At 50.9% G+C, this 13,467-nt stretch carries 8 protein-coding genes; 3 read left to right on the plus strand and 5 right to left on the minus strand.

Annotation, left to right across the window (positions count from 1 at the left end; all coding sequences use genetic code 11):
- Positions 1-61: 61 nt before the first annotated feature.
- The 5 genes from A3841_RS19010 to A3841_RS19030 all read right to left on the minus strand — a co-directional run bounded on the left by A3841_RS19010 (position 62) and on the right by A3841_RS19030 (position 9,619).
- Complete coding sequence (locus A3841_RS19010; protein WP_073854852.1) at positions 62-1,501, minus strand: glycoside hydrolase family 30 protein; 1,440 nt, start codon at positions 1,499-1,501, stop codon at positions 62-64.
- 378 nt (positions 1,502-1,879) lie between these two features.
- Positions 1,880-3,598 (minus strand): SusE domain-containing protein, encoded by a 1,719-nt coding sequence (locus A3841_RS19015; protein ID WP_073854854.1) that lies wholly within the window; start codon positions 3,596-3,598, stop codon positions 1,880-1,882.
- A 123-nt stretch (positions 3,599-3,721) separates the two neighbouring features.
- The gene (locus A3841_RS19020; protein WP_073854856.1) at positions 3,722-5,209 is read right to left on the minus strand and encodes a RagB/SusD family nutrient uptake outer membrane protein; all 1,488 of its coding nucleotides are present in this window, start codon (positions 5,207-5,209) and stop codon (positions 3,722-3,724) included.
- Positions 5,210-5,224: 15 nt separating this feature from the next.
- Positions 5,225-8,494, minus strand: coding sequence for a SusC/RagA family TonB-linked outer membrane protein (locus tag A3841_RS19025; protein ID WP_235861490.1), 3,270 nt, complete (start codon positions 8,492-8,494; stop codon positions 5,225-5,227).
- Between the two features lie 87 nt (positions 8,495-8,581).
- Positions 8,582-9,619, minus strand: coding sequence for a FecR family protein (locus A3841_RS19030; RefSeq protein WP_073854858.1), 1,038 nt, complete (start codon positions 9,617-9,619; stop codon positions 8,582-8,584).
- A 234-nt stretch (positions 9,620-9,853) separates the two neighbouring features.
- Here A3841_RS19030 and A3841_RS19035 point away from each other — a divergent pair, with 234 nt between their 5' ends.
- The 3 genes from A3841_RS19035 to A3841_RS19045 all read left to right on the plus strand — a co-directional run bounded on the left by A3841_RS19035 (position 9,854) and on the right by A3841_RS19045 (position 13,378).
- On the plus strand, positions 9,854-10,444 hold the full coding sequence (locus A3841_RS19035; RefSeq protein WP_139308018.1) for an RNA polymerase sigma factor: 591 nt from the start codon (positions 9,854-9,856) through the stop codon (positions 10,442-10,444).
- Between the two features lie 324 nt (positions 10,445-10,768).
- Positions 10,769-11,824: a ferredoxin--NADP reductase gene (locus A3841_RS19040; protein ID WP_073854860.1), complete on the plus strand. Its 1,056-nt coding sequence runs from the start codon at positions 10,769-10,771 to the stop codon at positions 11,822-11,824.
- 93 nt (positions 11,825-11,917) lie between these two features.
- Positions 11,918-13,378 carry an aminoacyl-histidine dipeptidase gene (locus tag A3841_RS19045; RefSeq protein WP_073854862.1) on the plus strand — a complete coding sequence of 487 codons (1,461 nt, stop codon included), beginning with the start codon at positions 11,918-11,920 and terminating at the stop codon, positions 13,376-13,378.
- Positions 13,379-13,467: the final 89 nt, after the last annotated feature.

Here is a 13,467-nt window from a genome sequence, read left to right on the forward strand (position 1 = left end):
TACAGGTTACTTGCAAAGCCACAAAAGTTAAAAGATCAATTTCGTGTAAGCGCTGCTATACTTACCACACATAGGTGCCCACCGATCCACCGTTAAGTGTGGCTGTAACAGCCTTGCCTTTATAGCTGATGTTAAAGGTTTGCGCACCGCTTCCCTCGTTCAACACGATCAGCACTTTCTTGCCATCCCGCGTCTGGAAAGCCACATTTTGCAGGGAGCCAATGACGTTGGAAGCCACACGCACAGAGCCTGGGCGCACAAACTTGGCAGCATGCGCTATAATGTAATAGGATACATTGCGGGTAACGGTATTGCCTACGGTAACCGCTGGGAGGCAGGTGTTGCAACCTCCGTTGGTGTATGGGCCATTGTTCTGGTCGGCTACCAGGTTCCATTCCAGCACGTTGCGGCTCCAGTTGCGGGTTGCCCCGATAATCAGATTTTTTACGTGCCAGCCCAGGTCACCCCCAAAGTCGCCCCCTGCTCCTGTGTACTGCTCGGTAAAGTATAAATTCTTGTCCGGGTGCGCCGCATGTACTTTGGAGAGGGCGTCGATCGTGCCGCCATACAAGTGAAAGGCAGCGCCATCGATATACTGTTTTGCTTCCGGATCATCTAGAATACTAATCGGGTAATCCGGGCGGTCGGCGTTATGGTCGTAGATGATAAGCTTGGTATCCAGACCTGCCCCACGCAAAGCAGGTCCAATGCTGTTCTTTATGAAAATAGCCTGCTCGCCAGCCGACATGTACATGCTGGGGTTGTTGCCGGGATGCAGGGGCTCGTTCTGCACCGTAAGCGCATCAATTGTGATTCCCTCCTGCTTCATGGCCTGAATGTACTTCACCAGGTATTGTGCATAGGCATCATAGTACTCCGGCTTCAGGCTGCCGCCTTTCGGGCTGTCATTCGTTTTCATCCAGGCGGGCGGCGACCATGGCGAAGCCAACAGCGTAATGTTTGGGTTAATGGCCAGTATCTCCTTCAGGATGGGCAGGTAATAGCCTCGATCGGGCTCTAAGCTAAAATAATTAAGTTCCGGATCCGGCTGGCCAGCAGGCCTGTCGTTGTAGGAATAAACGCTGGCACTAAGGTCAGAGGAGCCCAGGTTTAGCCTCAGGTAGCTAATGCCGATGTTTGCCGCATCATACTTAAAAAGCTCCTCTAGCAGCTGCGCCCTGTCGTGGTTGCCCATCTGGCTCAGGACCTGGGCGCTGCCAGTGGTTAAAGTATACCCGAACCCATCAATCCCCTGGTAAGTAGTGGCGGTGTCTATGGTGATGGTAGGGTTGCTGTTTGTAGTGGTTTTAAAGTTTAACGAAGTGTGCTGCTTCGCAAATAAAACAGATTTATCAGCATTCGTAAGCCAGAACTCCACTTGACTGGCAGATGGTGGCGGCGCCGGCTTTGCGTCTTCTGAATCACTACACCCCGTCAGCCAACCGGCAACAAGTATAAATAGCAGCCGAAAAATGTTATGTACGTGTATGGAAACTTTCATTGATCCTTTTTGAAGCACCTCCTCGCCTTACCTACACAAGTAGCAGGTATAACCGGGCAGGCAGCCTGTTGAAATAATATCAAGATTAAAGTATAGCAACCGCCTCTCAACCACCGTTATGGGTGTACCAGAGGGGCCGACTTGCCGGCAAGTTTATACTTACTCTCAGCAAATAGGCCGTCTAACTGCTTCAGCACAACAATTTTCAGATCCCCTTTGATGCACAAATTCTTGTACACCTATAGCGTGGCAGGTAAGTATAAATTCCTTATTTAACTTCAAAATCAGGGTGTTAACAATCCCGCTGGTAATCATAGACATGAAAACCTTGTATACTGCAGTCAGGCAAGCGGATGCAGTATACAAGGCTCCATTAATTTATTGCTTCACAAAGGCATATTTAGCTGAAGTATAGTCGTTTGATACCTCCAGGGTAGCCTTATAGCTCCCGCTCTGCTTTATGCCTTTGTAATTAGCACCACCGTTGGACATAGTGCCGTTTAAAGCATCGCTATCTGTTCCAAACTGCACATCCCACGGCGAGTTGAATTTCAGGTCATAGCCTGCTTTAAGGTTTGCCGTTACCTCATACTTGTACGGGTGCACGTAGGTCATCAGGAACTCATCACGGTTATCCCAGCCACCTTTGTCGTCCCAGTGGAAAAGCTTGATGTTGTAGTACTTCCAGGTGAACTTGCCTGTGGTGAAGTTCACAGTTAACTGATAAGCCTGGTCGCGCGCTACAGCCAGGGCCATCTTGCCTGTCCCAAAATCAACTCCCCCGGTCACATTGTCGGCATTCGTATTTTCAGTCTCTCCGATGTTGCCCGCAATACTGTAAGAAGTACCGGTACCATCAGGCGCCGTGTTTAAAGTATAATTCTTTCCAGCCTGCAGGGCCAGGAAAATACCTGAACCAAAGGAGTTACCACTTTTATTGAGTTGTGCTACCTCCTGGCCATCAGACAGCAGGTACAACTGGTCGGGTACGTCGGCCGGAGGCGTAATGCTGTTATCTTCCTCTATGGTATAAGTATACTTATCAGCTGCCAGATTGAGCGTAAAGATGTGCGGGCCGGTACCCTCAGACGGAACATCCTCGAACGCAACACCATTGGCCATCGATTCCATGACCAGTTGGTTGGTAGTACCTTTTACTCTCTTCAGGAGGTAAGCCCAGTCACCGTTTGCCCGAAAGACAAAGCCCGCAGCCTCCGTCAGATCAATGTTGCCCTGCCACGTGCTGTTGCCTTTGTACACGAGGGGCGCATCGCCTCCCCAGCCACCGAGGATGTTGCCACCCACCACGCTCCATTTATCAATTTTCAGAAGATTGTAGCTGTTGTTATTGAAGTCTACCAAAATGCGGTACTCTCCGGCTTCCGGCGCTGTTATGCCTGCTCCGTTTCTAGCCAACTGGCCACTGGTACCACCAAAAGTGAGCGCCTGCGCTGACTGCTCCCCCAGAAACCTGAATGTTCCGTCCGCTTTCAGGCTTGTGTACAGTTCAAACACACCGGTTGAGTTACCTTCCGCATCTTTGATATCGCGCATGGCAATGGCCTTGGTTGGATCTGCCCCAGTCTCAGTGGCCGCCCCAGATACAAACAATTGTGTGGGCGAAGACTCCGTAGCGAAACGCGTAATGGTGATGGTGCTGGATGCTACTGTCTGCTTGCTCAGCGAGGTAGCCAATACGCCCCACTTCAGATTTACGGTGCTAGCTGCTATATACCCTGCAGCCGACAGTGCCTGATCAATTTGCCGTGCCGTTGGCGCTATGGACTGGTCTCTACCATTATTTGCAGATGCTACAGAAAGTATAGGCGAGCTGAAATCTTTGTTGTCTGCAGAGTCCAGCACAAAAGTATACCTTACCTGATAGCGCTGGCTGGATACAGCCGCCTGCCAGGAGAAAGGAAACGTCTCTGTAGGTTTATCCTCATCCAGTACTAGCTCCTCATTGGGAGAAGGGCTCGCAATAACGGGCTCGCTAAGCTCCCAATTCCCGGTTGGGTCCAGGTTATCCTTTTCGTCGCACGACCATGCCACAAACAACACAGTCAGTAAACTCAGTATGGAATAGATCTTTTTCATTCTTTTATCTTTTAGCTACTAATAAGAATAGTGTCCTTTTTATGTACAGCAACTGCTGTACGGGAACATGGAGCCTGCAGCCCTGGCCGATATAATGGCCAGGACTATGGGCTGTTCTACTTTTTACAGCGGGTTCTGCTGTAAAGCCGGGTTGCGGTTGATCTCCTGCTGCGGAATTGGCAAAAGCAAATCTCCCTCCGTGGCATTGTAATTCACGCGCTGCCCTGTTCTCAGGTCTATCTCATTCAGGCTGTTCATTACCTCGATGGCTACATTGTAGCGGCGGAGATCATCCCATCGCGTGGCTTCCTGCGCCAGTTCCAGGCGACGCTCCTTCAGGATCACCTCCCTCATCTGTGTCTGAGATGCAGCTACTGTCTGTGGAATTTCATCCAGTCCAACACGTTTTCTTATTCTGTTCACCTCTTGCGCCGCCTCCGAAGGACGGTTCAGCTCATTCAGAGCTTCCGCTTTTAGAAGAATGATATCTGCCAAACGGAAGATGTACTGACGGTCAGCACTCGCCCAGCCACTGGCATTTCGCCACTTATAGGCAAAAGGCACTTCGCTGCCAGTCTGGTTACCCCAAAACTCGTCTGCCCAGGGTACTACCTCCATCAAAATGGTTGCATTCTTGCGCACTTCGTCTCCCTCCGCATCAAAAGCGTCTACCAGGTTATGGCTGGGCGTCACAAACTTTCTCCAGGTATCACCGCTCACTGAGGGTGGCAGGTGCATCTGAGGGCCCCAGTTGCCCTCATTGCCGCCCAGGAACTGCACCTCCATAATCGATTCGTCATTGTTATAGTGGTTGCCGTCGAACAGGTGGTTATAGTTGCCCAGCAACGTATAACCTGCCGGGCTGTTGATCACCGCCTCCGCATGCTCCAGCACTTTGTTGTAATCCGGATTAGGTTTCTGTGCATAAACCTTTGCCAGCAAAGCGTTTGCTGCTCCCCTGGTAGCGCGGGCCTTTGTTATATTAGCCTCACCAAAAGTATCCGGCAGCCTGTTGTCCAGCGCAAACTGCAGGTCAGCGATAATCTGGTTGTACACCTCTTCTGCTGTAGCACGAGGCAGGCGCACAGCCGACGGATCGGTAGACTTCGTCGCCTCCAGCACCAACGGTACTCCGCCCCACATCTTCACGAGGTTGAAGTAATGGTACGCACGCAGGAAGGCGGCCTCACTTATAATCTGCGCCCTGCGCTCCTCTGATAAAGCCGGGTCCGTAATAGCAGGTGCTCTTTCCAGCACCGTATTGGCCTTTAGGATACCATTATAGATGGAAGACCAGGCACTGAAAACACGGCCGTTGGTTGGGATGATCTCCAGTTTATCGATGGCAAAAATCTCCGGGTTATCACCGCCGGCATAATAGTTGTCGGAGCGAACATCCTGGAAGAGCACGTTATCCCAAACATAGTAATCTGACGATTGAAATGTTTCATAAGCACCTGCCAGTGCCGCTTCTATTTGAGAGGCAGTAGCATAGGCATCGTCTACAGTTTCTCTTGAGATTGGCTCAATATCCAGGTACTTTTCACAGGAGGACAGCCCAAAGGTAAGTGACAGCCCAAGTGTATAGAGTATGATATGTTTCTTTTTCATAATTGAAATACTTGGTTAGAAGGACACATTCAGGCCGAAGATCAGGTTTCTGGTTTGCGGGTAAGTACCGAAGTCGACACCCAAGGCTGTATTGCTGCCACCAAAAGCGTTTACTTCCGGGTCAAAGCCTGAATAGTCTGTGAATGTCAGCAGGTTTTCGCCGGTAACATAGAGTCTCAGGTTGCTGATGTGCAGCTTTGTAAGGAGAGTTGAAGGAACGTCGTATCCTACCGTAAGGGCCTTCACGCGCAGATAAGAACCATCTTCAACAAAGCGGGTAGAAGCCAAGGAGTTGGCAATGCTACCAGAAACAGCCTTCGGCATGTCTGTTACATCGCCGGGTTGTCTCCAGCGGTCTAAGACACCAATTGTTTGGTTTTTAGGATCCAGCATGCCCTCTGTTTCGATGCGCGTAGCATTGAACACGTCATTCCCCTGAGCTCCCTGCAAAAAGATGTTCAGGTCAAAACCTTTGTAAGAGAAGCTGTTTGTGATGCCATACAGGAAGTCTGGGTTAGCATTGCCAATAATAGTGCGGTCGTCGGCACCCGGTGTGAAAGTAGACTCACCGTTTTTATCGACATAGTACATCATACCAGTTTCCGGGTCTACTCCACCTGCCACATAACCATAGAAGGTGCCAAGCGGCAGGCCTTCTCTTACAAGGCTCACCTCACCGCGGCCTGCTACGTTGCCGAAGAACTGCTCCTGCCCTACTATATCAACCACTTTGTTGCGGTTAAAAGAAATGTTCAGGTCTGTATCCCAGGTAAAGGCATCCACAAAGTTTCTGGTTGATACCTGGAACTCCAGGCCCTTATTCTGCAGCTTTCCTACGTTCTGAATGGCATTGTCATAACCGGTTGATCTTGGCAGCGGGGCATACAGTAACAAATCTCTCGTGTTTTTCAGGTAAGCATCTGCCGTGAAAGTGATTCTGGAGTTGAGCACTGCGAAATCGATACCGATGTTGCTTTGCTCCGACTCCTCCCACTTCAGGCCTCTGTTTTCGATAGATGCAGGATAGGTGCCTGGTACCGGAACACCGCCTATGGGGTAGTTAGCGCCACTACCTACTGTACCCAGATAGGCGTAAATACCAATTTTGTCGTTACCCACAACACCCCAACCGGCTCTCAGCTTCAGGTCAGAGATGAAATCGACATTCGTCAGGAAAGCTTCCTCAGAAAGTCTCCAGCCAACGGATAGAGAAGGGAAATATCCCCATCGCTTTCCGGGGCCGAAGTTGCTGGAGCCATCCGCGCGGAAGTTCGCTGTCAGCAGGTATTTATCAGCGTAATCATAGGTAACACGGCCGAGGAAGGAAGCATTGGTGCTCTCACTTTTATCCGCGGTGGCACTGATCAGCTCAGCACCAGCATTCGGCGTGGTGATTTGCGCACTAGCAAACCCCCTTCTCTCCAGGCTGTTGTTTTCCCAACGGAACTTCTGCGCCACAGTACCGCCCAGCACACTAAAGCTGTGGTTCCCAACTTCTTTGTTATAGGTAAGGGTGTTGTCCCAGATGTAATAGTTCGTCAGCCAGGTTTGGTTACGGCCTATCCCTTTCATGGCCACACCGTAGCTGGTTCTGAACGGGTCCAGGAAATAATCACTCATCGCGCTGCTGTAGTCAATACCGAAGTTGCTTCTATACTTCAGCCCGGGCAGCAGTTCTACCTCCCCATAGATATTACCCAGCAGGCGCTGGTTTTTATAGCCCCGCTCAGCACCGTCTGTGCCGGCAATCGGGTTTTCCCAGTTCTGAAAAGGGTTGCTGGTGAAAGTGCCGTTCTCATTATAAATACCGATGACCGGAGGAGTTGAAAGCACGCCTAAAATTACACCACCCTGGTTAATGGCAGAGTTATCGCTTACGTCTACATCCGCGTAGCGGGTAAAACCAACGTTTGTGCCCAAAGTCAGCCAGTTGTTTACTTTCTGCTCCAGGTTAACTTTAAAGCTGTAACGGTCCATTTCGGAGCTACGCACGGCACCTTCCTGCTGCACCCAGCCACCAGACAAGTAATAGGAAGTATTCTCGTTTGCTCCTGAAAGAGACAGCTGGTAGTTCTGAGAGGTACCATTCTGGAATACCTCCTTTTGCCAATCAGTATTATGAGTATAGCGGCTCCAGTCAGTGTTATAGCCCAGTTCCGTCATCAGGTCGCGGTACTGCTCGCTGTTCAGCACGCGCAGTGTGTTCCAAACACTTGAGAAGCCTCTGTAAGTACTGAATTCAAATCGTGGCTTGCCCTCTTTGCCCCGCTTAGTAGTAATGATAACTACACCGTTTGCACCCTGCGCACCATAAATCGCAGCCGAAGCAGCATCTTTCAGTACAGATATACTTTCAATATCGGCGGGGTTCAGGGAGCGGGTATCGGTGGTAGGTACACCATCCACTACATAAAGCGGGTCGCTGCCGGCATTGATGGAGTTTGTTCCACGAATTCTGATGTTCAGGCCCGCTGACGGCTTCCCTGAACTGGAAATCACCTGCACACCCGCTGCTTTCCCCTGGATCAGGTTAGCTACCTGGGTATTGGGTCTGGATTCGAAAGCCTCCTCCGAGATAAGTGACACAGCACCAGTAATGTCCTTCTTCTCCTGCGTTCCATACCCCACCACAACTACCTCCTCCAGAAGCTTTACATCTTCAAAAAGCTGCACGCTGATGTTGGTGCGGCCGCTGAGCGCTTCCTCTCTGGTGATAAAACCAATATAAGAGAAAACCAATGTACCGTTCTCCTGCCCTGCCGGCACGTCCAGCGTGAAGTTACCCTCCGCATTGGTGATTGTTCCAATAGAAGTACCTTTAAGTGAAACCGATACTCCCGGCAGTGGATCATTGTTCTTATCGGTCACCAGGCCGTTTACTGTTTGCCTTGTCTGTCCCAGCTTTCTCGGCCTACTATTTCTTTCGTCAGCCGTAACATGGATATTCAGCTGCACCTGCTTAAAGCTTAGCGCTGTCTGCTCTGTAACTCTGTCAAGCACATTGGATAATGGCTGATCCTTTACCTTGAGGGTGATCGCCTGCCCTTGCTGCAGATCGCTCACATCATAGGCAAAAGTAAACGGCGTAGCGCTCTCCACCTGACGTATAAAATCCTTCATAGAGGCATTTTTCAGTTCCATGGACACTTTCACATCCCGGAGGTCTGGCGCCTGAATGTCTCCCGCCGCTGCACCAGAAGAGTATAAGAGAACCAGGCACGCCAGCACTAATGGCAGACTACCCCTGGCAACCTTTGTGGTAAGGTAGTGGTAAATTATTTCCATAAATAGGTTAGGTTATTGAATTTTAGACAGATTTATACTTCTAATATTAAAGCGTTTATACTACTGTATGATCACCTTATGTTATAGTTATTGCCCGAGCGAGAGTAAAACTGTATTGCTATCTGGTCGGGTGTAGGTCAGCTTCTTCACAAAGCTTATCCCCTGTAGCACGGTTTCCAGCGGTTGGCGGTCATAGGATGCGGTAAAGTGCCAGTCTGCTCTTACCGCACTCTCCCCACTATCCCTAACCTCTACCCGGACGCCATACCAGCGCTCCAGTTCGTGTATCACCTCGGGTAAGGAAGCATCCTCGAATTGCAGTACTCCGTCTTTCCACCCTAAAACTATGCGCTCCTTAAAGGGTGCTACCTGATAGCTTGCGCTTGGCTTGCTGTAAACCAGTTGCTGCCCTGGTTCAAGAACCGCCAGAGGATCTGCCCCTTTTTGCTCCTGATGGGAGACCTTCACACGCCCGGTTACCAGCGCCACATGTATGGTAGAGTCTCCCTTTTGATAATCGATGTTAAAAGAAGTACCCAATGCCTGGGTATGTATAGCTCCGGAGCGAACTGTAAAAGGATATAGACTATCTTTAGCAACTTCAAAGAAGGCCTCCCCATTTAAAGAGACAGTCCGGTTTGTTTTGAAGTCGCTGTAAAAGGAAATGCTGCTTCCAGAATGCAGTTTCACAACGGAGCCATCGGCCAGGGTGATTGTTTTCTTCATGCCTGGCCGAGCCTCAACGGTCAAAAGTTTCGGCTCCTGACTGCTTTGTAGCTTCTGGGTAAGTAACCACACAGCGCAAAGGGGCAATAACAAAGCTGCGGCAAGTTTTAGATACTGCTTCCAAGGATCACTGAAGTAAAATCTTCGCACAGGCTGTACTTCGTCGCCGGAAAGCGCTGCATGTAGGTTTTTCTGTGCTTGGATATTTAAAAGCACCTTATCTGCATCATGCCAGTTGGCCGGTTCGTTTTTCTCATGCTCAGCCTGCTGCCACAAAGTGCTAAGGGCCTCCTCTTCTGCCTGCTGTAGTTCCTCCTGCTTAAACCAGCTTAGCACCTCCTTTACCTCATCAGGCGTGCACTCATGTCTGTAAAATTTTTTAAGGAGCTGAATGTCCATTTACCTATTTCTATAGCTATACCTACTACTACAATTAAGATGCGTCATCCACCACTTCTGAAACAAAATAAAAGTCAGTAAGCACTTACCACGATAATTGCATATCATATATAGAAAAAACAAAGGTTTAAACAATCGTTTACAAATAGAAATTTTTACCTTTAAGCGATTGATCGCTATAAAGCCGCGGGCACACTATTGTTTTCCGAAGCACAGATAATCAACGGGGACGTTATGCAAGCAGTAGATAAAGAGGGGACTGAACAACTGGTATATGCACTCCTAAACGGAAAAGAAGATGCTTTTGTCCACCTGTACAGGAGGTTTGAAGCAAGGCTATACACCTTTGCCTATAAACTGACTCAAGATAAGGATGACGCTGAGGAAGTAGTGCAGGAGGTTTTTCTAAAGGTGTGGGAAAAGCGTCAGGTATTAAATCCCGAGCAGAACTTTAGCGGTTTTCTGTATACGGTTGCCAAAAACATTGTATATAACAAGGCAAAGCAGCGTGCCTATCACTTTGCTTTTCAGAAACACCTGGCAGCCTCTGAACAGGATATCTGCCGCACCACTGAGAATGAACTAAGTTTCGACGAGCTGAGCGCGTTGCTTGATAAGATTTATGAGGCCTTGCCCCCTGTGCGACGACAAGTATTTTTAATGAGCCGCATACAGGGCCTCAGTAATAACGAAATCGCTGCAGAGCTTCATACCAGCACCAGTAATATCGAGAACCACCTGCATAAGGCGCTGCGTTTTATCCGGGAAAAGCTGCAGACTCACGAAATGGTATACACTACCTTCTTTGCATTTCTGCTGTTCTAGCGCTTCTGATTTCACCGGCAGCATTAACTCTAAAACGTACCGCCTCCCGCACTTTAGCGATACAACAAGTATAATTCCCCTCCTAGGAGGTGTAGTTTATACTTGTAGGGATAGGTCGCGACCTGTATTCGCTACAGCCGCGGCCATAAAACATATACTTCAGCCAAAGTAGCTACAGGCTCCCAGCCTTAAACAAGGAGGGGCAGGGGTGGTTAGATCAGACCTAAAATAAACACACCGCTTATAAAGCTGTTCTGGTTTAGAAAAGAAGTTAATTTGTGTTGAAGGATAATTCCCGCGTGCTTTTGCCGTATTCACCATACTATGGAAAATCAACCCCTGCCCACCGACCACTACACCCTGACCGTGACCGGCATCCGAGAGGAGCTGCCGGATTTCAAGACATTCACTCTGGAGCCGGACAGGCCCCTCGCTTACAAAGCCGGCCAATACCTCACGCTGGTACACCCTGAAAAAGAACAGGACAACCGCCGGTCTTACTCCTTTATTTCCTCCCCCGCGCTACAGGAGCCTTTACGTATCGGCGTGAAGCGCATTGCCAACGGCTTTTTTTCCAGAAGGCTGGTGGATGATGTGCAGGTGGGCGACAAGCTCTATGCGGCCGGGGCAGCCGGCTTGTTTATACTTCCGGAGAACATGCCCGACTACCGGCAGGTTTTTCTGCTGGCAGCCGGCAGCGGCATTACGCCGGAACTCTCGCTGCTAAAAACTATACTTTATACATTGCCCGACATAGCTGTAACGCTCATCTACAGCAACAGCAACCCTGAGAAGACCCTTTACAAAAATGAGCTGGAAGAGCTGGCCGCGGCCTTTCCGGAGCGCTTCCGCCTCCACTTCCTGTTCAGCAATTCCCCCGATCTGGCGCAGGCAAGACTCTACCGGGACCTGCTGCAACAGCTGGTACGGAAATATGCCGTGGCGCCGCTGGATCAGGTGCTGTTCTACGTCTGCGGCCCGCATGGTTATATGCGCATGTGCTTCTGGGCGCTAACGCAGCAAGGCGTGCCGATGGAGAACATCCGCCGGGAGAACTTCGACACCACCAAGGTTGCCATCAAACAAATGCCACCCGACACCGACCCGCACCAAGTTATACTTTACTACCAAGGCCAGGAGTATAACTTAACGGTGGAGTACCCCGATACCATCCTACGCGCCGCCCGGAAAGCGGGACTGAGCTTGCCCTACAGCTGTGAGGCCGGCAAATGCGGCAATTGCACCGCCCGCTGCACCGAGGGCAACGTATGGATGTCGTACAACGAGGTGCTGACCGGGCGCGACCTGGACCAGGGGCTGGTACTGACCTGCGTCGGCTACCCGGTGGGCGGCCCTGCCCGGCTGGAGTTGAAGTCCTGATTAAAGGCTTTCTGTATACGCTGCCCGTTTTTCCGGCCGAAACCCGTAACTTTAGCCCCGCATCAAAATCTGGAATTTTAAACGATCTATACTATGAGCACTCAAGTACGCAGCCTGGAGCCGAAGGCGCTTTGGGAAAACTTTGCTGACTTAAATGCTGTGCCTCGCCCGTCTAAAAAAGAGGAGCGCGTGATACAGTTTATACTTGATTTCGGCCACAAACTTGGCCTGGAGGCTTTCAAGGATGAGGTGGGCAACGTGATCATTAAAAAGCCTGCCACCCCGGGCATGGAAAACCACCAGACCGTGGCCATGCAAAGCCACCTGGACATGGTGCACCAGAAAAACAACGACACCACCTTCGACTTCGACACGCAGGGCATCGACATGTATGTGGACGGCGACTGGGTAAAAGCACGCGGCACCACGCTGGGCGCTGACAACGGCATCGGCGTGGCGACCATCATGGCTATACTTGCCTCCAGGGATATCCCCCACCCGGCCATTGAGGCGCTCTTTACTATTGATGAAGAAACCGGCATGACCGGCGCGCTGGGCCTGAAAGGCGGCCTGCTGGAGGCAAGTATACTTTTAAACCTGGACACCGAAGACGACCGCGAGCTGACCATCGGCTGCGCCGGCGGCGTGGACGTAACGGCTACCGGAACGTATGAGCAGGAAGCCACACCGGCAAGTATGGCGGGCTGCAAGCTCACGGTAAAAGGGCTGACCGGCGGCCACTCCGGCATGGACATTATCCTGGGCCGCGCCAACGCTAACAAACTCATGAACCGCCTGCTGCACCAGGCCGACAAGCTATTCGACCTGCGCCTGGCAAGTATAGACGGTGGCGGACTGCGCAACGCTATTCCCCGCGAGTCTACAGCGGTAGTGGCTGTGGCAGAAAAAGACAAGGCTGCTTTTGAAAAGTATGTGGCCGAGCAGCACGCCATACTTGCCCAGGAATATAAAACGACCGACCCCAACCTGCAGGTGCAAGTGGAGTCGACGGAAGCGCCTGCCCAGGTTGTTACCGAGGCCTTCGTATCGACTTTCCTTCGTGCTATTTACGCCACGCCAAACGGCATTTACCGCATGAGCCCGGAGATACAGGGACTGGTACAGACTTCTAACAACGTAGCCCGTGTGGAACTGAAAGACGGAGCTTACAAAATCCTGTGCCTGACCCGCAGCGCGGTGGATACCGAGAAAATGGACCTGGCGGCGGCCATACAGTCAGCGCTGGAACTGGCGGGGGCTGAGGTGACGCTGAGCGGCTCCTACCCCGGCTGGACGCCTAACCCGGATGCTTCCATTATTAAGTTGATGAGCGATTTGTACCGCAGCAAGTTCAACAGCGAGCCGGATGTAAACGCCTGCCACGCCGGGCTGGAGTGCGGTATCCTGGGCGCTAACTATCCGGGTATGGAAATGATCTCCTTCGGCCCCAACATCCGCGGCGCCCACTCCCCCGACGAGAAAGTACAGATCAGCTCGGTACAGAAGTACTGGGATTACCTGCTGGAGACCCTGCAGCAAATTCCGATGAAGTAGTTGTTAGTTGATGGTTGAAGTATACTTGCTTCATCTGCTTTCCTCACGCAGCTAAGTATAAACAGGAGAGCCGCCCATACTTTGGGCGG

Source organism: Pontibacter flavimaris (genome assembly GCF_001907195.1).
Taxonomy (GTDB): domain Bacteria; phylum Bacteroidota; class Bacteroidia; order Cytophagales; family Hymenobacteraceae; genus Pontibacter; species Pontibacter flavimaris.